The sequence below is a fragment of the Beduinella massiliensis genome (genome assembly GCF_900199405.1).
Taxonomy (GTDB): domain Bacteria; phylum Bacillota; class Clostridia; order Christensenellales; family Aristaeellaceae; genus Beduinella; species Beduinella massiliensis.
Genome location: NZ_LT963430.1, coordinates 381,345 through 406,178, shown reverse-complemented (window position 1 = coordinate 406,178; position 24,834 = coordinate 381,345). Strand labels below are relative to the sequence as shown.

Below are 24,834 nucleotides of genomic sequence, written 5' to 3'. Positions count from 1 at the left end.
CCTAGAAACGGAGGGGATAAATTTCGTCCCAGCGGACAAAATACCATGTTTTTCGTCCTTTTTGCCTCGAACATGGTATACTTTAACGCATGATGAGACGAGGTGAGGCACACGCATGCACCACAAAATACAATGGCGCTATTTTGCCGCCCTGCTGATTCCTTCCCTGGTGATATTGCTGCTGGCCGTATGGCTGATCTTCTATACGCACAGCCGGGGGATAGAGGCCATGCAGCAGGACGTTGAAAAGAGTAATCTGCGCGTGGCGGAGAGCATTGCTGAAAACATGGACATGCTGCTGGAACAGATTCGGCTGAACGCTTCCAACCTGGCTATCCAGATCGACAAGGTGGATGCCGGCAAGGGAAATCAGCTGGCTCTATATCGCAGCACCATCGATCAGATGACCTATTTGCAGCTCAACACGGAGAGCCTTTTAAATCCGGCGGTAAGTCGAGGCTTCGTGTTCCTGTTTGAGGAGGATCGGGCGATTTCGCAGAGCAGCACGCTGCATCAGGCAAAGGAGCTGTTCGAGCGCTACTTCCGGCTGAACAACGAGGACTATGCCGATTTTAAGCAACGCTTTACCGCAGCTTACTGCTCGGGAACGGTGCTGCCGGACGTAGAGGTCGGCTATCTGGACGAGGTATACCGTACCTGGGTCATCGCACAAACCTTGCCCGCCGACCCAACCCAGTCGCCCCGGGGCGTAATCCTCTTCACGTTGGATCAGGCCGCGCTCCGCGAGCGGCTGAGCGAAGGGTTGGCGGATGAGGACTCCGTGTGCCTGTTGGCAGACGACAGCGGTGGACGGCTCATCAGCCGAGGCGATAGCGCACGTTGGGATGAGGGGGCGGTCGAATCCCTGTTGGCGGACGTCTCCGGGCGGCCGGCGGGCGTCCATACCCTGCGCCTCGGCGACGGGCAGGAATACCTGGTGACCGTTGCCGAGGGACGGACAAGCAGGATCGTCACCGCGCAGCCCAGGGTAAACGCTTTTCGGGGCGTCTACGACTACAACAAGGGCATGCTGCTGCTATCCGTCCTCGTAGCGCTGCTGTCCGTGACGGTGGCGGTGATCTCCACCCACAGAAACGTCAATTCCGTGCAGGGGGTTATGGACAGCATTGCGCCGGAAAACCAGTCTGCCAGCGCGACGAACGTCTTCGAGTACATGCAGGAGGCGATCCGCTCTTCTCAGCGGCGCGAGGCGCTGCTCTCCGCGCACGCCGACCAGCAGCAGAGCCTGCTGCAAGATATCTTTCTCAGGCGTCTGCTCCGGGGGGAGTTCATGCTGGAATCCGACCTGATAAGGGAGCAGCACATGGCGGGCGTCTCGCTTGAGGGAGCCTGCTACCTAGTGCTGCTGCTCGTCTTCAGGCAGGCAGAAGACGCCGACGAGCAGGCCATGCGCGAGATCAGTGGAGTCATGTGTTCCGAGTTTGGGCAGGAGCATATCCGCATGGCGGAGATGAACGCGGGCAGCGTGGCCTGCCTACTCATGATGGAGGAGGCAGAGCTTCGCGAGAGCGTGGAGTCTGTGGCGAGCCTTCTCGCGCAAAGGCTCGGCGTGACCTGTTTTGCCAGCAGCACAGTGCTTAGCGCAATGGATGTCCCCCGCGCTTACCGGGAGGTGCGGGTCATGGCCCGTATGCCGCAGAGCGGGATAGGCGAGCTGCTCTGGTACGGCGACCTGTATCAGGACGACGCGCTCTATAATTTCGAGTATGGCCAGTACACCGAGACCAAGCTGTGCAACAGCATCGCGGCGGGTAACGTTCAAAGCACGCGGGAAATCCTCGACGATTTGTACGAAAACAGCATGAAGCATAGCGTGCACGCCGCACACGTGCTGCGCTTTTTTGCCTACGACCTGTACCGCCTGGCCAGCCACATCGGGACGGACGCGCACCAAGGCGAGGACCGAAGCCGATTCCTCGTCAGGCTGCGGGACAGGATGGACTCCGTGATCGACCACCCGAAGAATTTCGACGGTTTTTTTGAGGAAATTCAGCAGTACTGCATCAGGGTCTGCGAGCGAAACATGAACCGCGGCCGCAGCGTGCAGAGCGAACTGCTGCAAAATGTTCTGCGGCACATCGACGAGCAGTTCACGGACCCGCTGCTGAGCGTTAGCGGCATCGCGCAGCACCTGGGCATCTCGGACAAGTACCTCTCCCAGCTCTTCAAGGAGCAGACCAACGAGAAGATCAGCAGCTACATTGAAAACAAGCGGATCGCCTACGCCTGCGAGCTGCTCCGGACGACGGACCTGAGTATCAACGAAGTCGCAACGGCTTCCGGCTACGCGCTGACGCATACGTTCAGGGTGGCCTTTAAAAAAGTGCAGGGCGTGACCCCCCTGCAATGGAAGAACATCAGCGTATCCTGACGCAAGCCTGTCAAGGACGCAAAGGGCCCTACAGCCGCCGAAGAATCGGAGGACTGCAGGGCCCTTATCTTGATTTTGCATCAATCTATGCCGTAAAACCGCTTGCCGTTTTCAAACGTCCGTTCCGCGAGCGCCTTCGGCTCCTCGCCGCGAATCTCCGCCACCCGCCGCGCGATGTGCGCGACGTTTCGCGGGTCGTTACGCCGCCCGCGCACGGGCTCCGGCGCGAGATAGGGGCTGTCCGTCTCGATGAGCAGCCGATCCGACGGCACCTTGCTCGCGACCTCCTGCAGGTTCACGGACTTTTTGAAGGTCACGGGGCCCGCAAACGAGATGTAGCAGCCCAGATCCAAATAAACCTTTGCGCTCTCCCAGCTCGCGGAGCAGCAGTGCAGCACCATCACGGGCAGCCGCCCCCGGTGCGCGCGCAGAAGGTCCAGCGTGTCGCCGTGCGCGTCGCGCACGTGCAGGCAGGCGGGCACGCCCAGCTCGTACGCCAGGTCGAGCTGGCGCGAGAAGACCTCCTTCTGCACGTCCCGCGGGGAGAGGTCGTAGTAGTAGTCCAGCCCGATTTCGCCCAGCGCGCGCACCTTTTTTTCCTCCGTCAGCCAGCGCGTGAGCTGCGGCACGTCCGCCTCGGAAAACGCCTTGGCGTCGTGCGGGTGCACGCCCACCGCCGCGTAGAGGAAATCGTACCGGCGCGCGAGCGCGACCACCTCGGCGCTGGAGGCCATGTCCGCGCCCACGCAGGTGCAAAGCTGAACCCCCGCGGGCGAAAGCGCCTCGATCAGCGCTTCCTGCCCGCCGTCAAACGTGAAGCGCTCGTCGTTCAGGTGCGCGTGCGTGTCAAACAGCGGAAAAAGCGCTCCGTTTTCTGCCTGCTCCATCAGCCGATCTCGCACCCCTCGTCCATGTCGCCCTCGACGCTCAGCAGCTTGAGCTCGCCTGCCGCGTCGTTCGCGGCGCACAGCAGCATGCCGCGCGATTCGATGCCCCGGATCTTGCGCGGGGCGAGGTTCGCCAGCAGAACGACCTTCTTGCCCACCATCTCCTCGGGCGTGTAGTGCTCCGCGATGCCGCTGACCACCACGCGCTCCTCGTCGCCGACCTTGAGCGTGCTCTTGAGCAGGCGGTCCGCCTTGGGCACCTTCTCGCACTTGAGCACCTTGGCGACCACGAGCTGGAGCTTTTCAAAGTCGTCGAAGGCGATCTCCGCCTTCTGCTCGAAGACGGGCTTCGGCTTCTCCGGCTCCGCGGGCGCTGCGGCCGCGGCGATCGCCGCCTGGCGCTCCGCCTCCAGCAGCTCCAGCTCCTTCTGCACGTCGATGCGCGGGAAGAGCGCCTCGCCCTTGCACACGCGGCTGCCCGGCACGGCCCCGCCGAACTTTCCGAGGGAATCCCAGGTCTTGAGCCCGCACTCCGCGACGCCGATCTGCGCGAAGATGCGCTCGGGCGTCCTGGGCATGAAGGGCCCAACCAGCACGGCCACGATGCGGCTGCACTCCAGCAGGTTGTACAGCACCGTGCCCAAGCGCGGCCTGTCCGCCTCGTTCTTGGCGAGGATCCAGGGCGTCGTCAGGTCGATGTAACGGTTGCACTCCGACACGAGCTTCCAGATTTCCGAAAGCGCGAGCGAGAACTGCAGCGCGTTCATGTGCTTTTCCACGAGCGCGGGCAGCGCTTCGGCCTGCGCGATGAGGGCTTTATCCAGGTCATCCAGCTCCGCCTGCGCGGGCACCACGCCGCCGAAGTACTTCTCGATCATCGCGACGCTGCGGCTGACCAGGTTGCCCAGGTCGTTGGCCAGGTCGGAGTTGATGCGCTTGATGAGCGCCTCGTTGGTGAACTCGCCGTCCGAGCCGAACGGCACCTCGCGCATGAGGAAGTAGCGCACCGCGTCGGAGCCGTAGCGCTCGCACAGCTTCACGGGATCCACCACGTTGCCCTTGGACTTCGACATCTTGCCGCCGTCGATGACCAGCCAGCCGTGGCCGAATACCTGCCTGGGCAGCGGCAGGCCCAGCGCGTGCAGCATGATCGGCCAGATGATCGTGTGGAAGCGCACGATCTCCTTGCCCACCAGGTGAATGTCGGCGGGCCAGTACTTGCGGTACAGCTCGTCGTGCTCCGTGCCCGCGCCGAGCGCGTTGATGTAGTTGGTCAGCGCGTCCACCCACACGTACACCGTGTGCTTGGGGTCAAAGTCCACCGGGATGCCCCACTTGAGCGACGTGCGCGACACGCACAGATCCTGCAGGCCGGGCTTCAGGAAGTTGTTGATCATCTCCGCCGTGCGGGATGGCGGCTGGATGAAGTCCGGGTGCTCTTCGATGTACTGGATCAGCCAGTCCTGGTACTTCGACAGGCGGAAGAAGTAGCTCTCCTCGCGCGTCTTTTCGACCGGACGCCCGCAGTCCGGGCAGCAGCCGTCCTTGAGCTGCAGCTCCGTCCAGAAGGACTCGCAGGGCGTGCAGTACCAGCCCTCGTATTCGCTCTTGTAGATGTCGCCCTGGTCGTACAGCTGCTTAAACCAGCGCTGCACGCCCTTCACGTGGCGCTCGTCCGTGGTGCGGATGAAGTCGTCGTAATCGACGTCCATCAGCTTCCACAGGTCCTTGATGCCCGCGACGATCCTGTCCACGTACTGCTGGGGCGTGACGCCGGCTTCCGCGGCCTTGCGCTCGATCTTCTGGCCGTGCTCGTCCGTTCCGGTCAGGAAGTACACGTCGTAGCCCGTCAGCTTCTTGAAGCGGGCCATGGTGTCCGCCGCGGTGGAGCAGTAGCTGTGGCCGATGTGCAGCTTGTCGCTGGGGTAGTAGATCGGCGTGGTGATGTAAAACGTCTTCTTTTCGCAGTCCTTACACATTGTCTTTTCCTCCTCATGAAAAAACGTCCCCCGCCAAACGGCAAGGGACGGATCTACCGTGGTACCACCCTGCTTCGCACCCCATGGGATGCCTCGCGCGGCCTATAACGGGGCCTGCCGCCGCGCCTCAGACAGACCGCCGTGGCCTGCGTTCGTCGCGGATGCTCCAAAGCCATGTTCACGCCGCCCGCCCTGCCGGCTTTCACCCAGCCCGGCTCTCTTGAAGGGGGATGCAGAGCGCTACTCTCTTCTTCATTGCTTGCCTTATTATAAATGCCGGGACGCGTCCTTGTCAATGCGCCGCGCCAAATTCCGCGCCCGATTGACAGGATGCGCCCCGGGCCGTACAATGATGCGTGAAATACGCCGTCCGCATCAAACAAACAGGGAGGTCGCCCCATGAAACTGCAATTCCTCGGAACCGCCGCCGCGGAGTGCTGGCCCGCCATCTTCTGCGAGTGCCCCGCGTGCCTGGAGGCCGCGCGCCGCGGGGGCCGGAACATCCGCCACCGCTCGGGTGCGATCGTAAACGACCGCGTGCTCATCGACCTGTCCGCCGACCTGTACGCGATGAAGCTCCGGCTCGGCCTGAACCTCAGCCGCGTGCGTCACGTGCTCATCACGCACGCGCACTCCGATCACTTCTACCGCGAGACGCTGGAAAACTACCTGCCCGGCTACGCGCACATCGCACATCACGGGCCCCTGCACCTGTACGGCAGCGCGCATACGCGGGCGTTCTTCGAGGAATACGCGCATTCCGACGCCTGCGAACCGCTCGGGGACCACGTCGTCTTCCACGAGGTCGCGCCCTTCGAGCGATTCCGGGCGGATACGCTCTGCGTCACCGCCTACCCCGCGGTGCACGGCTGCCCGGGCAGCCTCTTTTACCGCATCGAGGAGGAGGGCCGCTCTCTCCTGTACGCGCACGACACGGGCCTTTGGGGCGAGGAGGCGTGGGCGCATCTCGCGTCCGAAGGGAGGCTTTCCGCCGTCAGCCTGGACTGCACGTTCGGCCCCACGCACTCGGACTACACGGGCCACATGGGTTTTTCGCAAAACCTGCAGGTGAAGGAACGCATGGAGCGGTCGGGCCTCGTCCAGCCCGGCGCGCGCTTCATTTGCCACCACTTTTCGCACAACGGCGGCATGCTGCACGAGGAGATGTGCGCGCGCATGAATCCCGAAGGGTTTGACATCGCCTACGACGGAATGACGGTGGAAATCTGATCTTACGCTCCCGCTATGTCCGCCACCGTCTGCCCTTCGATCAGCTCACCCGGCACGAACACGAAGGGCGGGCAGAACGCCTCCGGCTGCTCGATGCGGTCGACCAGGCGCGCGGCCGCCTCGCAGCCGATGCGCTCCGTGTCCTGACGCAGGGTCGTGAGCCGCGGGCGCAGCAGCTGCGTGAGCTGAATGCCGTCGTAGCCCGCGACGGACAGGTCCTCCGGCACCCGAAGGCCCGCTTCCTCCGCCGCCTGCAAGGCGCCCAGCGCCGCGTAGTCGTCCGACATGAGGATGCACGTGGGCGGCGTGCTAAGGCGCAGCAGCCGTTTTACCTCGACGTAGGCGCTGGAGGGGTTGCAGTAGGAGCAGCCCGCGATGTAGGGCGCAAAAACCTCCAGCCCCAGCTCCCCCATGCTGGTGTAAAACCCGGAGATGCGCAGGTCCGTCACCGTCGAACGCCCGCCGTGCACGAACGCGATGCGCCGGTGGCCCTTGCCGTACACGTAGCGCACCAGCTCGCGCATCCCCGCCTCGTTCTGGGACTGGACGCAGGTGTGCCCCATAAACGGGTGGTCGATGGTCACCAGCGGCAGGTCGCTCCGGCTCAGCTCCACCACCTCGGGCGAGTAAAAGTCCACGCAGGCCAGGCACAGCCCGTCCACGTTGCGGTAGCGGCTGTGCTCCAGATACGTCATCTGCGTGCGCCCGATGTTGTGGTTGATGAACGTGATGTCGTAGCCGCGCCGCTCGGCCTCGCGCTTGAAGCTGTCGAGCACCGCGGAAAAGTAGTGGTGCGTCAGCCCGCTCTCGTTCTCGTCCACGAAGAGCACGCCGATGTTGTACGTGCGGTTCGTCTTGAGCGCGCGGGCGATGGCGCTGGGGTGATAGCCGATTTCCTCGGCCGCGCGCAGCACCGCCGCGCGCGTCTTTTCGCTGATGTCGGCGTAGCCGTTGAGCGCCTTGGAAACCGTGGAGATGGAGAGCCCGCAGTACTGAGACAGCTCTTTGATGGTCGCGGCCATGTCCTTCGCCCCCATCTAAAACGTTTTCGATCGCCCTCAGTATAGCAGACCGAAGCGGCAAAAGCAAGGGTGAAAGCGTCTCAGAGCGGAATGCCCAGCGCATCGGCGATCACGCGCAGCACGCCGTTTTCGTCGTTGGAGGGGGCCTCAAAGCGCGCCGCCGCCTTCAGCAGCGGATGGGCGTTCGCCATGGCGTAGCTGTGCGCGCAGGTTTGCATGAGCTCTAGGTCGTTCAAATAGTCCCCGAACGCCATGCATTCCTCGGGGGAGATGTGAAGGCTCCTTTGAATGGCGCGCATGGCGGTGCCCTTGTTCACGCCGGGGCGCATGATGTCCGACCACATTTCGCCGGAGAGGATGACCGAAAGCGCCGGGAAGGCGGAGCGCAGCGCCGGATTGCTGCAATGCTCGGCCCCCAGCGGGTCGAACACGGCGATCTTGCACACGTCCTCCCGCGCGCACAGGGCCAAAAGATCGGGGACGATCTCGCAGCGGGCGTAATACATCAGCGCGTTTTGCATGAAGACAGGCTCCCGGTCTTCGATGAACGCGCCCTCGGCCGTGCAGAGGATCGGGTAAGCGCCGGGCATCGCGCGCACCGTGGCGATCACGCCCGGAAGCTGCCCCGCGGGTACGGGGTCCACGAGCAGGCGTCTCCCCCTGTCCATGACCAGCGCGCCGTTTTCCGCGATAAAGAGGATGTCGTCCCGCACCTGCTCAAAGTCGCGCAGCAGGCATTCGTACTGCCTGCCGCTCGCGACGGCAAAACGGACGCCCCGCGCGGCGAGCGCGCGAACGGCGTCCTCAAAGCGGGGCGGCATATTCTTCCGGCTGTCGAGCAGCGTCCCGTCCATATCGCTGGCGATCAAACGAATCATGCGTGTCCTCCGTGCGTTTTGCTCATGTAGTCCTCGCGCAGTATCGCGTAGAGGGCGACGTCCACGTAGCGCCCCTTGTTGTAAAGCCGCCCGCGCAGCACGCCTTCCTTTTGCATGCCCGCCTTCTCCATCACGCGCCCGGACGCGGGGTTGTCCAGCTCAAACTGCGCCTCCACGCGGTGGAGCTGCATCTTCTCAAACGCGTAGCGCAGCACCGCGCGCACCGCCTCGGTCATGATGCCCCGGTTCCAGTAATCGCGCGCGAGGGAGTAGCCGATCTCCGCGCTGTTGTGATCCGCGCTGTAGGACATGAAGCCGACCGTGCCGATGAGGCGGCCGGTCGCCTTGTCGATGATGCCCCAGCTCGCGGGCTGGTCGTTTCGATAGAGGCGCTGCAAATAGCGCACGTACTCGCGCGCGTCGCGAATGCTGCGCTGCGCCTCCCAAAGCACGTGGCGGGCGACTTCCTCGTCCCGGCTGTACGCAAAGATGTCCCTGGCGTCCGCCATGGTGATCTTGCGCAGCAGCAGGCGCGGCGTCTCGATGGGGGGCAGCGCAAAAAAGCTGCCGTTAAACGCTCGGAACATCGCGCGTCCCTTCCGCCGCCCCGCTATGGTAGGACGGTGCAAGCCAAATCTCGCTTGCGACGATGCCCCTCCCTCTCGGCACGAGCGGCCTGTTTTTATGTTCGCGCGCGCCCGCGACGGCCAGGTAAATGCCTGCCGCGAGCAGCAGCGCCATGAAGAGCATGAAAAGGCGGTATAGGTGTTTCATATCCATTCTCCTGTCTTTTCCGGCCCCGCCGGACGGGGCGCAATCGCCCCTTGGCTTCATTATAGTATATGCTCCTTCAATTCGCAACAGCCCGGCCTGGTTTCTTTGCGCGAATCCGGCTTGACAAAAGGCGGCGGCGCTGGTATCCTTTTCACAAAATGCGGGTCGCCTTTCCCGGAAAACCAAAGCTGAAAGCGAGAAACAGGAGGTCTTCCCCTATGGATTTGACGTACGAATCGGCGTTTTCGTTGCTTCGGAAATACAACCAGGAGCCTTTTCACCTGCGCCACGCGATGACCGTCGCGGCCGTCATGGCCCGCTACGCGGACGCGCTGGGCTACGGCGAGGAGCGCGACTTCTGGGGCGTCGTGGGGCTGCTGCACGACATCGACTTCGAGCGCTATCCCGAGGAGCACTGCAAGAAGTGCCTGGAGATCCTGCGCGCGGAGCATCTGCCGGAGCGCCTCGTGCGCGCCGTCGCCTGCCACGGCTACGGCCTGTGCTCGGACATCGCGCCGGAGCATGAGATGGAAAAGGTGCTCTACGCCGCGGACGAGCTCACCGGCCTCATCGGCGCGGCGGGCAAGATGCGCCCCTCCGGCAGCATTCAGGACATGGAGCTGAAGAGCCTGAAAAAGAAGTACAAGTCCCCCGCCTTCGCCGCGGGCTGCTCGCGCGAAGTGATCGCCAACGGCGCGCAGATGCTCGGCTGGGATCTGGACAGGCTGCTTTCGGATACCCTGGAGCACATGAAGCCCGACGAAGACGCCATCAACGAGGCCATGGCAAAGCTGGGGCTGTAAGGAAACGCTTGGACCCGCGCGCAGAAAATTTTGCGCGCGGGCCGTTTTTTTGTCTTTCCCCTCTTGACAGGACGCGGAGGCCGCGTTAAAATGAACATAGTTCATATGAACATCGTTCATTTTGACGAACAGGAGGAAATCACATGAACCACGCTGCCGCCTCCCGCGACGCCCTGCTCGACGCGGCGGAGCGCGTCGTCTCTGACGAAGGGTTCGAGGCGCTGTCCATCCGCCGCCTTGCGGCGGAGTGCGGCGTCGCCGTCGGCACGGTGTACAACTACTTCGTTTCCAAGTCGGAGCTGGTGGTCGCGGTCATCGAGCACTTCTGGCGCAGCATGCTGCACGGTGCCGTCTGCGCGCCGCCGCCCCACCAGCGCTTCACGGACTACCTCTGCGAGCTGTACGCCGCGCTGCTGGACCGGGTGCGCCGCTTTCGGGACGGGCTGCTGCTGCGCATGGCCTCGCTCTCGGACGAGCAGCGCGCCATGGGCCTCTCGCTGGAGCGCCGATACTACGCGCACATGGAGGAAGGCCTGCTGCTGGCGCTCTCGCAGGACGAGGCCGTCGATCCCGCGGTATTCTCCGAAAGCTTCACGCAAAAAGCGCTGTGCGAGCACGTGCTGACGACGATGCTGACGCGCCTGAAGGCGGGGAAGAACGACTGCGCGTTCCTGCTGTGCCTGTTAGAGCGGATTCTCTATCCATCCCAACCCCATCAAAAAGGAGATTGAACCCAATGCAAGCGATCATGGAAACCTTATTCGACATCTTTTACCTCGTCGGCGTCGTCGTGCTGGGCGTGCTCATGCTCAAGAACGGGAAGAAGCGCGAGCACCGGCTCTTCGGGCTGATGGCCGTCATCCTCGGCGCGGGCGACTCGTTCCACCTCGTGCCGCGCGCCATCGCACTGTGCACCACGGGCCTTGAGGCGCACGCCGCCGCGCTGGGCGTGGGCAAGCTCGTCACCTCCATCACGATGACCGTGTTCTACGTGCTGCTCTACCACGTCTACTGCCTGCGCTACGAAAAGCGGGAGAAGAACGTCACCCTCGCGGTCTACGTGCTCGCGGCGGTGCGCGTCCTGCTGTGCCTGCTGCCGCAGAACGACTGGCTCGCCTACCGCCAGCCGCTGCTCTTCGGCGTGCTGCGCAACGTGCCGTTCGCCATTCTGGGCGGCCTCATCATCTACCTGTTTTACAAGGAAACCCGCGCGCGCGGCGACAGGGCCTTTTCGCCCATGCCGCTGGCGATCACGCTCAGCTTCGCGATGTACATCCCCGTGGTGCTCTTTTCCGGCCTCTATCCGCTGGTGGGCGTGCTCATGATTCCCAAGACGCTCGCATACGTCTGGATCGTGGTCATGGGCTACCAGGACATGCGAAAAAACGCCAAGTAAGAGGGGGAGAGAAACATGAAAAAGATGGTCAACACGTCCTTTATCTACGCCATCGCCGCGATGGCGGGCGGCGTCTTCTACCGGGAGTTTACGAAGTTCAATGGCTTTGCGGGCCGCACCAGCCTCGGCCTCGTGCACACGCACCTGTTCCTGCTGGGCATGCTCTTCTTTCTCGTCGCCGCGCTGCTGAGCCGGGCGCTTCCCCTCCTCTCGCACAGGCGCTTCCGCCTCTTCTACGGCCTATACAACGCGGGCGTCTGCGTGACGGCGGCAATGCTGGCCGCGCGCGGGGTGCTGCAGGTGCTGTCCGTACCCGTCGCCAGCGCGCTCGACGCCTCGATCTCCGGCATCGCGGGCATCGGCCACATCATGACCGGCGCCGGGCTGGTGGTGTTCTTCACCATGCTGCGAGGCCTCGCCCAGGACAAATGAGAACCTTTCGCCCCGCCCTGCTTCACGGCCGAGAAGTTGGGCGGGGCTTTTGCGTTTCCCGCCATCCGTTTGCCATTTTTCGACAAACCTTGCAAAAAGCGCCGCGCCCAGATACAATAAAGACAATCTACGTCCGGAAGGAAGGTGTCGGCCGGATGAAACGAGCCGCCGCAATCGTATGCCTGATGCTCCTGTGCGTCCCCGCCGTACATGCGGAGGACGCCATCGTCATCCCCGAGGAATACAGAAACCCGCTGTCCGACTTCTCCGTGAGCGACGACGCGGACGCCGAACCCGCGCCCACGCCCTTCGCCGCGCTCTACGAGGGCACGACGGGCGAGGCCGTCTCGATGGTGCGCAGCCGCCTCTTCGCCCTCGGCTACCTCGCGGACGGCTCCGGCGACGTATTCGACGCGGCCACGGCGCAGGCCGTGCTCGCCTTCCAGCAGCGCACCGGCCTCGCGCAGACCGGGCGCGTCAACACCACCACCTGGAACACGCTGATGGACGAAAACGCCGCCTCCATCGGCGGCACGACGCAGGCGATGCCGCCCACGGCCGCACCGCAGGACACCGCCGGCTGGATCGTCCCCGCCACGGCGACGCCCGCGCCTGAGGGCGGCACGGCGCTCTACGAGGGCGTCACCCTCACGCGCACGCTTACCTACGGCATGCAGGGCGACGACGTAAAGGCCGTGCAAATGCGCCTGGCGGAGCTGGGCTACTTCAAGGAAAAATTCACCGGCGGCTATTACGACAAGACGACGCAGGCGGTGGAGGCCTTTCAAAAGAAGAACGGCCTTCGGGAGGACGGCGTGGTCGGCAGCGGCACCTGGAACGCGATGATGGGCGCGGCCGTCTGCAAGGACGGCTCGGCGGCAAAGCCCGTGAACGCCCCCGACCTTCAAACGCCCGGGCCACAGGAGGGGCTTCGCCCCGCCTCGGTGCCCACGACGCCCCAGCCGACGCAGGAGCCGCAGCCCTTTTCCTACACGAAAAAGCTGGAGTACGGCTCCACGGGCGACGACGTGTCCCGCCTGCAGCAGCGGCTTACGGAGCTGGGCTATTACGACGCGAAGATCACCGGCGGCTACTACAAGCAGACCCGCGCCGCCGTGCGCGCCTTTCAGAAGAACAACGGCCTCAAGGTGGACGGCGTCGCCGGGCGTGACACGCAGGAGGCGCTCTTCGCCGACCCGCAGCCCGTACCCGCAGACGCCACCCCGCGCCCGACGGCGACCCCCGCGCCCATGCCCTACCTGCTGGAGGTGGATGTGACCAACCAGATCACCACCGCCTATGGGCTCGACGCAAACGGGGAATACAAAACCGTCGTGCGCCGGATGATCTGCTCCACCGGCACGAAGAGCAATCCCACGCCGATCGAAACCGTCACGATGCCCAGCAAGCGCGCGCGCTGGGGCTACTTCCCGGAGTGGGACTCGCACGCCCAGTACCTGACGCGCATCGACTCGCTCAACGCCTTTCATTCCGTGCTCTACAGCGCGCCCAACGAACGCGCGCTTTCGGTCAGCTCGTACAAGAAGCTCGGCGAGCGCGCCTCGCACGGATGCGTGCGCCTGCTCGTCGCGGATGCGAAGTGGATCTACGACAACTGCCAGGCGGGCACGGTCATCCGCATCTTCGAGGGCGAGGCGGATCCGGAGCTCACGGAGTCGCTCAAGCCCCCTGCGCTCGACTACGACACCCTGCTGCCCAGCGTGACGCCCCAGCCCACGGCCGAGCCCTATTACGACGGCGTGAACTTCCCCGCGTACACCGGGCTGCTCAAAAAGGGCGTAGAGAGCGAGGCCGTTTACTTCCTGCAGCGCCGCCTCAAGGACCTGGGCTACTACGGCGGCACCGTCACCGGCGGGTACTACGCGGGCACCATCGCGGCGGTCAAATCCTTTCAAAAGGACCACGGGCTCTCCACGGACGGCGTCGCGGGCAAGGACACGCTCGCCGCGCTCTACGACCCGTCGCTGAACCCCACCGCCCTGCCCGCCCTCACGCCGGAGCCCGCGGCCGTCACACCCGATCTGCCGTCCGCGATGCCCGCGCCCACCGCGCCCCCGCAGGCCGCGGGCTCCGGCGTGAGCGCCCACGCTCATCCCCGTGGATGCCGACCTCCCGGGCAACGCGGTGGGCTGAGGACTCGGCGAAATCATTAGATTATTATCTAATTCATTATTGACGCAAGTCTAACAAAGTGCTATCCTTTCATCAAGCATCGATGAAAGGTTGTGTTTCGATTGTCATCTAACGAAAAAGGTTACCGGGCGCTCCGCACGCAGCGGGCGTTTCTCCAGATGACGGCAGCGGACGTCGTCAGCCGCTTCGGGGACTCGCTGGACGCGATCGCCTATTCGCTGATGATGTACGCGGTGACGGGCAGCGCGTCGCTGATGGCGCTGCTGCTGGGTGTGAACTATCTGCCGACGATCCTGCTTCAGCCGCTCTCCGGCGTCTGGGCCGACCGGGTGAACAAGCGGCGCATGATGGCGCTGTGCGATCTGGGCCGGGGGACGGTGGTGCTGCTCACCGCGGCGCTGTACGCCGCCTCGCGCCTCACGCCCGCCCTGCTCGCGGTGTTCACGGTGACAAACTCATGTCTCGAAGCGCTGCGCGCGCCCGCCGGCGCGGCCATCCTCCCCAAGCTCTTGGACGAGGACAAGTACACCCTCGGCGCGGCGCTCTCGGGCAGCCTGTGCCGGGCGGCGGAGATCGTGGGCCTGTGCGTGGCGGGCGGCATCGTCGCCCTGATCGGCGCGGGCGGCGCGCTGATGATCGACGCGGCGACCTTTTTCTTTTCCGCGCTGCTCGTCTCCCGTCTCCGCGTGGAGGAGGCCCCCGGCGGCGCGCGCACCACGCTACGCGACGTGCGCGAGGGCTTTGCCTCCGGCATCCGCTACGCGCTGAGCGGCGACCGCTTCCTGCTGGTGCTGCTCTGCATCGGCGCGATGATGAACTTCGTGATGGTCCCCTTGAACGTGCTCGGCACGCCCTACGTGATGGATTCGCTGGGCGCGGGGCCCGCGACGCTCTCCGCCGTGCAGCTCGCGCTGGTCGCGGGCATGGCGCTGGGCGCGTTTGCGACGCCGAAGCTGCGCCTGCGGGGGCGCACGCTCTTTCTGCTCGCGGGGCTGCTCTGCGCCGCGAGCCTCGCTGCCCTGGGCCTCGCGCCCGTTGTCCCCCGCTACGCGGCGCGCGTCGGCGTAGCCGTCCTGCTGCTGCTGTGCCTCGGGGCGGGGGTTGGGGTGGAAAGCGTCCTCTTTTCCTCCGCGTTCATGCACAACGTACCGTCGGAGATGATGGGGCGCGCGAGCGGGCTTTCCAACGCCGTGCTCTGCGCCGCGATGCCTCTGGGCGCGTTCCTCTGTTCCGCGGCCGCGAGGTTTCTGCGGGTGGAGACGATCGTGCTGCTCGCGGGCGCGCTCTCCCTCCTGCTCTACCTCCTGCTCTACCGCGTCGGGAGCCTCGACCGTCTGGGGGAGGGCGCCCAGGCGGAGGACGCGCCCCAAGCGCCCGAAACCTCCGATTTTTCGTGACGCGCCGCCCCGCGTCCGTGGTATAATGGAAAAAAGTTTGACGGCGAGGATGTCGCCCGCGTCCGCGAACATCAGGAGGTTCTTGGGATGGAATTCAACCTTTTGCCCGCCTTTGACCCGGAAATGGAGTGCCTGTCGCTGCTCGCGGCCTTTGTAAACGACGGCGACGAGCCCGGCCTGCCCTGTCCGCCCGCGAAGCTTCGCGCGCACTACGCGCGCATATTCTCCCTTTCGAGCGGCCAGGCGGACGCCTGCTTCGGCCCGCTCGAGGCGGTCTACGACGCGGTCGTCGCGCGACTCCCCTTCCCCCGCGAGGCGCTCGCGCGCGACTTCGTCCTTCTGCCCGGCACGCGCGTTTCCCCCGCGCAGATGGTGCTGCACATCGAGCGCATGCTCAGGCGCGTTCCCGCAGGCGCCGCCGTATCGCAGCGCGACCTGCTTGCGCAGCTCATCCTTGCCTTCTTTGATGCGGTTCCGGACGATCAGCTCTCGTGCGTCACGCAGGGCGACCTGGGCGCGGCGCTGATGCGCTGCGACCTTTCGGACGCCGTCAAGTGGTCAATCTACGAATTCTCCCTGCAATACGACGAGCGGCGCGACGGCGTGATGAACCGGCTTGCACAGGTGAAGCCCCTGTTTTGCGAGCATTCGGCGCTTCTGAATCCCCTGCTGAGCCGTTTTTCTAAGCAGCTCGGCGAGGCCTTCCGGCAGGCCGGAGGCGCGCGGGCTTATCTGGAATCGCTCGGCTTAAAGCTCGACGCGGACGCCATCACCGCGCAGCCGACAGCCTTTACCCCGACCTCCATCGGCCTCGTGAGCGACGCCTTCTTCGCGCAGGAGCTGGGCTTCTCGGAGAGCCTGCTGCTGTGCGTCGGGGTGCTCTTTTGCGCCATGGGCGAGGCGGAGGCGAGCCGCGACCCGGTGGAAACGCTTTGCGCCCCGCTCAAGGCGCTGAGCGACAGGCGGCGACTGCAAATCCTGTTCATGCTCGCCAAGGGCCCGCTTTACGCGCAGGAGATCGTCCGCAGCACGGGCCTTACAGGCGCGACCGTCTCGCACCACATGAGCGAACTCCTGAACGAGGAGCTGGTGGACATTCAAAAGGAGGGCGTGCGTTTCCGCTACACCCTCCGCCGCGACCGTGTCCAGGCGCTGCTCGCCGCCCTGCAGCGCGAGCTCGGCTGAATCAGTTTCCCGCCCGGACGAGCAAATGCACGTCGATCTGCGCGGGGGCGGCCGCGTACGCCTGCGGCCACCCCGACTGCTCCCACGCCCCGACGGTCGCGCAGCGCCGGATCGCGTAGCGCCCAAAGCCCGCGCAGTCGCTGCCGAACGCCTGCAGCTTTGAAAGCAGCGCCCGCAGCTCCTGCTCGAGCTCCACGCGCAGCGCGTCCTCGCCCTTAGAGGCGGGCAGTTCGTGCTCCGCCGTCAGGTAGACGCGCGCCGTAAGCGTCGCCTGTCCGCCGTCAAAGCGCAAGCCGAGGCGGCTTTTTTTCGTCTGGCGAAGCATATAAGGCTCGCCGCCCAGGAAATACGTGCATTGGGTGAAGGATCCCGTCAGCACGCGCAGCAGCTGCACCTGCCTGCCCGTGAGTTCGCCTACCATCCGCTTCCCCGAAAACACCGCCGCGCCCAGGAATTCCAGCTCGCTCGCGCTCTTTCGGGGCAGGTTGCCCGGCAGGCTGTTGAGCGCGTCGTCCGGCGCATAGTCCGCCGGGGCGTCCGGGTCGTGCACCGCCGCGTAGATCACCGCCGGATCGCCCACGCGCGCGGTCATCGCGCGCAGCACGTCGCCCAGGCGGCTTTGCGGGATGTAGCCCAGATCGCTGTAATACTCGAAGAGCAGCTCCAGATAACGCGACAGCCGCGAGCCGATGTACGGACGCTGCGCCGCGATGAGGCTGCGGGCTTCCTCCCGGCTGACGACGAGGAAAGCGTTCTCCTCCGCCTCATAGGAGGACTGGATCTGCAGGAGCAGCGGGTAAAAGTCCTCCGTGCGGGCGATTTCCTCGCTGACGACGACCTCGCGCAGATGCGAAAGGCTGAGCTTTCGCGGCAGCGTCGCGGCCATCAGCGCCATGGCGTGCGGGTAATCCACGCCCTCCGCCGAGACGAGCAGGTAGCCGTCCTGCACGAGCGCGGGCTCGTCCTCGCCGCCGTCTTCCGATTTCTTCTCCTGCGCGCCGCCGTCGCCCGCCCCCTGGCTGCCCGACAGCACCTGCAGGCTGACGCGGATCTGCCCCAGCCCGGTGCGGTCGATCGCCATGGAGAGCGCGAACGCGTGCTCTTCAATTTCCATCCCGTCCCCGCAGGCGCAAAGCAGCGGCAGGCAGAGCGCGAGCATGAGGATCAGCAGCGCTCTCTTCATGCGCTCTCCCCCTTCAGATGCTTTTTTCGCGCGGCGCGCTGGGCGGCGAACGGAATCCATACCACCAGGAGCGCCGCCGCGTACCGCCAGGGCATCACCTGAAAGATCCACTCCATGCCGGTAAACCGCCCGATCCCCATCGCGGCGCAAAGCAGCGCAAACACGGCGGTAAACGCGATGCGGTCGTGCGGCGCGCGCGTGATGCGGGAAGCTGCGTGCGCGGAGAAGAGCAGCGCGCCGCCCGCGCCGAGCAGCATCGCCGTGAGCTCAAGAATCGTCATGAAGCGGTAGAGGATGCCGTTGTACAGCGCCGCGCGGCCGTGCAGGATCATGCGCTGGCCCCAGCCCCCCGCGAGCTGCCAAAGGCTGTAGGGGGCGGAGAGCGAAAAGCCGAGCAGCAGCAGCACCGCCAGCATGTGGCCGGACAGGGCGAAGGCGCAGTTCTCGCGCGCGTCCACCGTGGGGCATTCCCGCACGCCGCCGGGCAGGAACCCGAGCCCCAGCGTACAGGCCGCCGCGCCCAGGCTGCCCAGCCCCAGCGAAAGGCTCTGCGTCATGCCGTAGCCTGCGAGGGGCAGGAGATTTTCCACCGGACGCCCCCACAGCGTCCACCCTGCGCACGCGAAGAGCAGCACCGGCAGCGCCAGGCGCAGCAGGTAAGATAGCCGCTGCATGCCCGTCAGCCCAGCGTAGCCGGACAGCAGCAGCGCCAGCAGCGTCAGCGACGTGATCATGAACGGATCGCCCTCCGGCAGCAGGGAAGCGTGCGCGAGCTCCGTCAGCCCCTGCAGTGCCACCGCCGCGTCCGCCAGCAGCGTCAGCGCGCAAAGCGCGCAGAGCGCCGCCGCGACCGGGTAGGGCAGCACGTCCATCGCGATGGAAAACAGCTCCTGCCCGTCCGCGTCCCTGCGCATGCGCGAGATGGGGAGCACCAGCAGCAGCGCGCCGACCGGGCACAGCAGCGCCGCCCACCACAGCGCGCCGCCCGCGCCCGGCAGCATGCGCCCCGTACCGTCCAAGAAGAGCTGGCAGGCGGCCATCGTGCCCACCAGCGCGCCCTGCGCCAGCACCGCCGCCTGCACGCGCTGCCCCTTCTGCGCGCCCTTCGTCTTTGGCTGCGCGTTTCGCCGCTGCCGTCTGCCCGCTACCATCCGCTCACCGCTCCCTTCATTCTCCCTGTTACTTCTTGCGTTCCCAGGCGCGCACGCGCCCCCGCACGCGCGCCATGTACGCGGGCGTCGAGAAGAACCCGCGCGTGCGCTGGCACCAGATCGGCATGCGCAAAAGCAGGTCCGCGTTCCCTGGCCGCTTGGGCGCGGCGGGCGCCAGCAGCGGCGCGCCCAGCGAGGTCATGCGGCACAGCAGCGCGCCGTACACGAACGTCACCAGCAGGATGCCGTACAGCCCGTAGACCGCGCCCGCCGTCATCACGACGAGCTGCGCGATGCGAAAGCCGAGGCTGAGGCTGTAATTGGGCACCGCGAAGCCGCCCAGTCCGCTGGCCGCCACCACGATCAGCAGCAGCGGGCTCACCAGGTCCGCCGAGACCGCCGCCTGCCCCAGAATCAGGCCGCTGACGATGCCCAGGGCGTTGCCCAGGGAGCCCGGCGCGCGCACGCCCGCCTCGTTGATGAGGAAGAACGCGAACGTCATCAGCAGCGCCTCCAAATAGATCGGGAAGGGCACGCGCGCCTGCGACTCATAGACGCTGGTGAGCAGCATGGGCGAGAGAATCTCCTGATGAAACCGCAGCACCGCGATGTACAGCCCCGGCAGGAAGAGAAACACGAAGATGCCCAGCATGCGCACGATGCGCAGGAACGTGCCGTACTGCCAGCGCATGAACGTGTCGTCCGGCGTGTGCAGCAGATGAAACAGCGTCGCGGGCAGCGCCAGGGCATAGGGCGAACCGTCCACCAGCAGCGCGACCTGTCCGTCCAGCAGGAAGGAGCCCACGCGGTCGGGCCGCTCGGTGTTGATCGTCTGGGGAAGCAGCGCGAAGGGGTGATCCTCGATGAGCTGCTCCAGCTGCCCCGTGCCCGGGACATAGTCCGCCGCGATGCCGTTCAGGCGGCGGAACACCTCGTCCACGACGGATTTTTCGGCCACGCCGTCCAGATAGAGCACCGCGCACTTGGTGGGCACGCCCGTGCCCAGGCTGACCATCTCCGTCACCAGCCGGGGGGTGCGCACCACGCGGCGCACGAGCGTGATGTTCGTACGCAGGTTTTCGGTAAAGCCCTCGTGCGGGCCCAACACGACCTCCTCGTTTTCGGGCTTGCCGACGCTGCGCCGCTCGTAGCCCCGCGTATCGAAGATCCAGCCCGTGTCGCATCCGTCGCACAGCAGCAGCGTCTGCCCGTCCAGAACGGCCTGCAGCCCTTCGTCGCAGCTCTGCGTGTCCCCCGCGGGCGCGACGGAGACCACGTTGTACACCAGGTAGGTACACCGATCCTGTTCGTCGCAGTCGACCGGGCCCTCAAGGCGCATGACCGGTTTGAGGATGTTCTCGTCGATCATGTCGGTGTTCGCCATGCCGTCCATGCACAGCACCGCCGCCTGAAAGTCGCCCGCGGTGAACTCGCGCACGATCACGTCCTTGTTGCGCGGCATGCGCAGGATGTCCTTGAAGGCGCGCAGATTTTCCGCCAGCGAGCGGGTCAGGTTCTGGTTCATGGACTGCGCGATGCTCGCCATTTCCATCCCTCCGGTTTCTTCTGGCAGGTAGTATGTGCACGCGCTGGGGAAATATACAAGAAGGCCGCCTCCGCTTTCGCGAAGACGGCCGCAGGCCGGCGCGGGATATGCAACTGTAAGAAGGAACGCGCGAAGGGCTGCCTTTCCCCGCAATCGCATCGACCGGCCGGCTCGCTCCGGCGGGGCGTTTGCCGCAGGGCAATTCCTGGGTGCCGTCGGCGGGAAACCGCTTCCGTGATGCCCGCGCGCGTTTCGCCGTCACGAGAGAATTTTGCGGATTTCCCGCTTCAGGGTCTGCGCGTCCAGCGGCTTTGCCAGGTGCCCGTTCATCCCCGCCTCCCTCGCCTTTACGATGTCCTCGGAGAAGGCGTCCGCCGTCATCGCGACGACCGGCACCGTCTCCGCGTCGGCGCGCGCCATCTGCCGAATGCGCCGCGTGGCCTCGTACCCGTTCATCGTGGGCATCTGCACGTCCATTAAGATCAGGTCGTAATAGCCCACGGGCGAGACGCGGAACGCCTCGCAGCCCTGCGCCCCGTCGCACGCGCACTGAATCTGCGCGCCTGCGCTGCCCAGCAGCTCCACGGCGATGTCACGGTTAAGGTCGTTGTCCTCCACGAGCAGAATGCGGCGCCCGGCGAATTCCTGCGCGCCCGCGCGCGCCTCCTCCTCCGTTTCGGCCCGCTCGCCCAACACGTAACGCCTCAGCGCCTCGCACAGCGTGGAAACGAAGAGGGGCTTGGTGATAAAACCGTTGACCCCGGAAGCCAGCGCCTCGCCCTCGATGTCCGCAACGTCGTAGGCGGAGACGATGAGGATCGGCAGCTGCTCTCCGTACGCCTGCCGGATTCGTCTGGCCGTCTGCGGGCCGTCCATGCCGGGCATCTTCCAGTCCAGCAGCACGGCGTCAAAGGCGCCGCCCTTGCGACGCACCTCCTCCAGCAGCGCAAGCGCGCCCTCTCCGTTGTTGGCGCTTTCCACCCTGACGCCGATTTCGCCCAGCGTCTGCATCATGTGCTCGCACATCACGTCGTCGTCATCCACCACGAGGATTCGCAAATCCGGCAGGCGTCCGGGCGAATACGGCGCCTGCTCGATGCGCATCGGCAGGGTGACGAGGAAGGTCGTTCCCTTGCCGACCTCGCTGCGCACCTCGATTTCGCCGTCCAGCAGGGCGACCAGCTTCTGCGTAATGGCCATGCCCAGGCCGGAGCCCTCCGTCTTGTCCACGCGGCTGTCCTGCTCGCGGGAAAAGGGCTCGAACAGGTGGCGTATAAATTCCGGCCGCATCCCCTTGCCCGTGTCCGTGAAAATGAAGCGGAAGCGCGCCTGCCCGGGCGCGCCGTCCGAGGCCTCCTCCACGCAGATGCTGATATTGCCGCCCGACGGCGTAAATTTGGAGGCGTTGGAGAGGATGTTGATGAAAATCTGCCGCAGGCGCAGCGAATCCGAAAACACCCATTCATGCTTCACGCGGCGCAGGTGAATCGAAAACTGCTGCCCGCGCGCTTTGATGTTCGGCTGCATGATCGCCACGACGTTGCGCAGGAGCTCCGGCAGGGACATCACGCCGCTGTTGATGATCATCTTCCCGCTTTCGATGCGGCTCATATCCAGCACGTCGTTAATCAGCCCCAGCAGGTGCTGGCTCGACAGGGAGATCTTCCGAAGGCAGTCCCGCAGCTTTTCCGGCTCCTCGATATGCGCGCGGGCGATGTCCGTCATGCCGATGATCGCGTTCATCGGCGTGCGGATGTCGTGCGACATGTGCGAGAGGAAGTCCGTCTTCGCGCGGTTGGCCCGCTCCGCCGAGGCCAGCGCCTCCTTCAGCTGCACCGCCTGCTCCTCCAGGCGCTTTTGCATCTGGCGCAGCTCCGTCTCGTCGGTTACATCGATGAAGATCGCGAGATAGACCGGATCGCCGTCCTGCCAGTCCACGCAGCTCGCGTTGACCTGCAAAAAGGCTTCTTTCCCGTGGTGCTCCTTCATCTTAACGATAAAATGCGCGGGCTCTCCCGCCAGAAAAGAGCGCTCATGCGCCTTGAAGATTTCCTGATTCCGGACGAAATTGTCGCGGTACAGCGGGTCTTCCATCTCCCGCCAGCAGCCCTCGCCAAAGAAGTCGACGTAACGGTCGTTCGCCGCGAGCAGGGTAAAGCGCGGGCCGCTTTGCACCCTGTATTTCCCCACAAAGCCGGGCAGGTTGTCGTAGGTGACGGACTGCTCGATCTTCATCTGCATGATGTCGTTGATGTCCGTCATCACCGTATAGGCAACCTGGTGACCGTCGATGTACTCGTCGACAAACGTGGCCGCCATCCGAACCCAGATGTACTCTCCGCTCTTTCTGCGCATGCGGGAGGAGATGCTGTACGCCTTTTTCCCCTCCTCCATGGTCTTGGTGACCACCGCGCCGATTCGGCGCCACTCCTCCGGATCGCCGGCGTAGTAGCGGTCGCACAGGTTCTGATAAAGGCGCTCGTACTCTTCCCTCGTATACCCGATCAGGTCGTAGTAAAAAGGGTTCGCCCACACCAGGGTGAAATGCTCGTCCAAAAGGTGCTTGCTGACGCTGACGTGCAGCATATTCATGAGCGTCGTGTACTCATAATCCTTTTTTTCCACTTCAGACATCCTGTCAGCCCTCTCCGCGCTCCGGCCCCGCGCATCCTTCTTCTATTTAGCTATTAGATTTCTTCCCCATTGTAACGCATCGGAACGGAAAGCGCAAGCGGTGTTTGCTTTCGGCGGCGCGCATGGTATAATAATTTACAGAATCAATCCACATCCGGATTCCGCACCGGCAGACTGCGCGGGTTTGACCGGCAAACGGGACACGAACGACAAGAAATCGCAGATGCGGAGGACATCGATGAACGGCGAATCCACGTTATACGGCTATCTGTACCAGGCCATCGCGGCGGAAATCGAAGCCGGCCGGTATCGCTTCGGGGCGCCCCTCCCCTCGCAGGAGGCGCTGTGCCGTCAGTACAACGTCGGCATCACGACGGTGCGCCGAACCCTGAAAATGCTGGAAGCGGACGGCTTCATCGCCACCGCCCCGCGGAAGCGCGCGACCGTCCTTTACCAGGCGGACGAGCGGTCGTATGCCGCCGCCGTCCTGCAATACAAGACCGCGGTTCTTGCGCGCTTCCAGAGCTTCGAGCCGGTGCTCGCCCCCCTGCAGGCCCTGGGCGCTGCGCGGCTTTCAAACTTGGACGCGCTGAAAGCCCTGGTGGACTCGTTCAAGACGGAGCTGGAACCGGAGAGATTTTTCGAGCGCGTATCGCTCTTTTTTACGGAACTCCTCGCGCCCTACCGCAACCGCCTCCTCATCGATCTGCAGGTGGACGTGAGCCGCCATGCGCACGTTCCCTATCCGCCCTGCTTCGCCGCTCAAAGCACCGGCCGCCTTTCGCCCGAGCAGGCGGGAGAAGCTTTCACCGCCCTGCTGGATGCGCTTTGCGCAAAGGACTACCCGGGCGTCGCCCGGATGCTCAGGGCGCTGTACCTGGGCTTCATGGCCTGGACCGAACGCTTCTTTGACGCGCTCGAGCAAAGGTATCCGGACCTTTCGGTCACGCCGCTTCCGGCGGAGCCCGGCGAAAAGGCCCATCACCCCCTATATACCGCCGTCGCGCGACGGCTCTTTCGCCGGATACAAGCCGGAGAATTTGACGGGCGGAGGTATATCCCCTCGCTGCCGGAGCTCATGAGCGAATACGGCATCTCGCAGGCGACCGCGCTCAGCGCCGTCGCCCTCCTTTCCGACATCGGCGTCGTGCGGATGCATCGCAAGAGGGGGACGTCGCTCGCGCCGCCCGGCTCGCCCAACGCGCCGCTCCGCCTCAGCCGGGAAAGCATTCTGGAACACCTGATTCTCTTCCTGAGCGCCCTGCAGATTCTGGCGTGCAGCGCCGGACGCCTGAGCGAACGGATCATGTCCGGGCTTTGCGAGGCGGAGCGCAAAGAAGCCGCGGCCCGCCTGCAAAGCTGCTCCGCGCGGGGCAGCGCCCCCATCATCCGCACGCTCCTGGAGCTTTTCAGGGAGCACGCCCCCCACGACTGCCTCGCGCGGTATCTGACTGAGCTGGACGATCTGCTCATCTGGGGCTACTACCTGTCCCGTGCGAAGCCGGATGCCTGGGCGGACGCCGGGCGCCTTGCGGCGGAACGGTTCGCCCCGCTGCCCGGCACGCTCGTCCGGGGGGAAATCGCCGCCTTTTCGGAGGGCGTCAGGGAGCTGTTCGTCCTGATTTACCGGACGGCCCACGACAAGCTGGTCGCCTTCGGCGCCGACCCGGACAGGCTGCCCGCCCCTCTGGACGCGGCGGGCTGTCTCGCCTGATGAAGCCAAAAGGCCGGCCGGAGCCGCCCGCATGATTGCGGACCGCTCCGGCCGGCCTTTGTGTGCCCCACGAATGC

Annotated in this window: 19 protein-coding genes, 1 pseudogene and 1 other annotated feature; of the genes and pseudogenes, 10 read left to right on the top strand and 10 right to left on the bottom strand. The window is 65.0% G+C overall.

The window, feature by feature from the left end:
- Positions 1 to 115: 115 nt before the first annotated feature.
- Positions 116 to 2,392: a helix-turn-helix domain-containing protein gene (locus C1725_RS02635; RefSeq protein WP_102410136.1), complete on the top strand. Its 2,277-nt coding sequence runs from the start codon at positions 116 to 118 to the stop codon at positions 2,390 to 2,392.
- A gap of 80 nt (positions 2,393 to 2,472) precedes the next feature.
- Here C1725_RS02635 and C1725_RS02630 read toward each other — a convergent pair whose 3' ends face one another.
- Positions 2,473 to 3,279: a TatD family hydrolase gene (locus C1725_RS02630; protein WP_102410135.1), complete on the bottom strand. Its 807-nt coding sequence runs from the start codon at positions 3,277 to 3,279 to the stop codon at positions 2,473 to 2,475.
- Positions 3,279 to 5,285, bottom strand: a pseudogene (metG, locus tag C1725_RS02625) (methionine--tRNA ligase); the annotation flags it as partial. The gene C1725_RS02630 and the pseudogene metG, both read right to left, overlap by 1 nt.
- 13 nt (positions 5,286 to 5,298) lie before the next feature.
- Positions 5,299 to 5,523 (bottom strand) — a binding site (T-box leader).
- 134 nt (positions 5,524 to 5,657) lie between these two features.
- On the opposite strand from metG, the gene C1725_RS02620 reads away from it, so the two are divergent.
- Positions 5,658 to 6,488, top strand: a complete 831-nt coding sequence (locus C1725_RS02620; protein ID WP_102410133.1) for an MBL fold metallo-hydrolase — start codon at positions 5,658 to 5,660, stop codon at positions 6,486 to 6,488.
- A 2-nt stretch (positions 6,489 to 6,490) separates the two neighbouring features.
- On the opposite strand, the gene C1725_RS02615 is transcribed toward C1725_RS02620, so the two are convergent.
- From C1725_RS02615 to C1725_RS02600, 4 genes are all read right to left on the bottom strand, one after another.
- Positions 6,491 to 7,510 carry a substrate-binding domain-containing protein gene (locus tag C1725_RS02615; protein WP_102410132.1) on the bottom strand — a complete coding sequence of 340 codons (1,020 nt, stop codon included), beginning with the start codon at positions 7,508 to 7,510 and terminating at the stop codon, positions 6,491 to 6,493.
- 80 nt (positions 7,511 to 7,590) lie between these two features.
- The gene (locus C1725_RS02610) at positions 7,591 to 8,388 is read right to left on the bottom strand and encodes a Cof-type HAD-IIB family hydrolase (protein ID WP_102410131.1); all 798 of its coding nucleotides are present in this window, start codon (positions 8,386 to 8,388) and stop codon (positions 7,591 to 7,593) included.
- On the bottom strand, positions 8,385 to 8,975 hold the full coding sequence (locus C1725_RS02605) for a GNAT family N-acetyltransferase (RefSeq protein ID WP_102410130.1): 591 nt from the start codon (positions 8,973 to 8,975) through the stop codon (positions 8,385 to 8,387). Before C1725_RS02605 ends, C1725_RS02610 begins: the two co-directional genes overlap by 4 nt.
- A complete protein-coding gene (locus C1725_RS02600) occupies positions 8,959 to 9,162 on the bottom strand; it encodes a hypothetical protein (protein ID WP_102410129.1) in 204 nt (67 codons plus the stop codon). The genes C1725_RS02605 and C1725_RS02600 overlap by 17 nt, the downstream gene beginning before the upstream one ends.
- A 218-nt stretch (positions 9,163 to 9,380) precedes the next feature.
- Between C1725_RS02600 and C1725_RS02595 the strand changes: the two genes are divergently transcribed.
- The 7 genes from C1725_RS02595 to C1725_RS02560 all read left to right on the top strand — a co-directional run bounded on the left by C1725_RS02595 (position 9,381) and on the right by C1725_RS02560 (position 16,529).
- Positions 9,381 to 9,965, top strand: coding sequence for an HDIG domain-containing metalloprotein (locus C1725_RS02595; protein WP_102410128.1), 585 nt, complete (start codon positions 9,381 to 9,383; stop codon positions 9,963 to 9,965).
- Positions 9,966 to 10,108: 143 nt separating this feature from the next.
- Positions 10,109 to 10,696: a TetR family transcriptional regulator gene (locus C1725_RS02590; protein ID WP_102410127.1), complete on the top strand. Its 588-nt coding sequence runs from the start codon at positions 10,109 to 10,111 to the stop codon at positions 10,694 to 10,696.
- 5 nt (positions 10,697 to 10,701) lie between these two features.
- Positions 10,702 to 11,361 (top strand): hypothetical protein, encoded by a 660-nt coding sequence (locus C1725_RS02580; RefSeq protein ID WP_346026273.1) that lies wholly within the window; start codon positions 10,702 to 10,704, stop codon positions 11,359 to 11,361.
- Positions 11,362 to 11,376: 15 nt separating this feature from the next.
- Positions 11,377 to 11,793 (top strand): DUF2871 family protein, encoded by a 417-nt coding sequence (locus tag C1725_RS02575; RefSeq protein WP_102410124.1) that lies wholly within the window; start codon positions 11,377 to 11,379, stop codon positions 11,791 to 11,793.
- Between the two features lie 155 nt (positions 11,794 to 11,948).
- A complete protein-coding gene (locus C1725_RS02570; RefSeq protein WP_346026272.1) occupies positions 11,949 to 13,967 on the top strand; it encodes a L,D-transpeptidase family protein in 2,019 nt (672 codons plus the stop codon).
- 81 nt (positions 13,968 to 14,048) lie between these two features.
- Positions 14,049 to 15,344, top strand: a complete 1,296-nt coding sequence (locus C1725_RS02565; protein WP_102410122.1) for an MFS transporter — start codon at positions 14,049 to 14,051, stop codon at positions 15,342 to 15,344.
- Positions 15,345 to 15,431: 87 nt separating this feature from the next.
- Positions 15,432 to 16,529, top strand: coding sequence for a metalloregulator ArsR/SmtB family transcription factor (locus C1725_RS02560; RefSeq protein ID WP_102410121.1), 1,098 nt, complete (start codon positions 15,432 to 15,434; stop codon positions 16,527 to 16,529).
- 1 nt (position 16,530) lies between these two features.
- On the opposite strand, the gene C1725_RS02555 is transcribed toward C1725_RS02560, so the two are convergent.
- From C1725_RS02555 to C1725_RS02540, 4 genes are all read right to left on the bottom strand, one after another.
- Positions 16,531 to 17,712 (bottom strand): Ger(x)C family spore germination protein, encoded by a 1,182-nt coding sequence (locus C1725_RS02555; protein WP_346026271.1) that lies wholly within the window; start codon positions 17,710 to 17,712, stop codon positions 16,531 to 16,533.
- Positions 17,709 to 18,863, bottom strand: coding sequence for a GerAB/ArcD/ProY family transporter (locus C1725_RS02550; protein WP_102410119.1), 1,155 nt, complete (start codon positions 18,861 to 18,863; stop codon positions 17,709 to 17,711). The genes C1725_RS02555 and C1725_RS02550 overlap by 4 nt, the downstream gene beginning before the upstream one ends.
- 28 nt (positions 18,864 to 18,891) lie before the next feature.
- On the bottom strand, positions 18,892 to 20,409 hold the full coding sequence (locus tag C1725_RS02545; protein ID WP_346026270.1) for a spore germination protein: 1,518 nt from the start codon (positions 20,407 to 20,409) through the stop codon (positions 18,892 to 18,894).
- Positions 20,410 to 20,667: 258 nt separating this feature from the next.
- The gene (locus C1725_RS02540; protein WP_102410117.1) at positions 20,668 to 23,043 is read right to left on the bottom strand and encodes a response regulator; all 2,376 of its coding nucleotides are present in this window, start codon (positions 23,041 to 23,043) and stop codon (positions 20,668 to 20,670) included.
- 238 nt (positions 23,044 to 23,281) lie between these two features.
- On the opposite strand from C1725_RS02540, the gene C1725_RS02535 reads away from it, so the two are divergent.
- Positions 23,282 to 24,757, top strand: a complete 1,476-nt coding sequence (locus C1725_RS02535) for a GntR family transcriptional regulator (protein WP_346026269.1) — start codon at positions 23,282 to 23,284, stop codon at positions 24,755 to 24,757.
- Positions 24,758 to 24,834: the final 77 nt, after the last annotated feature.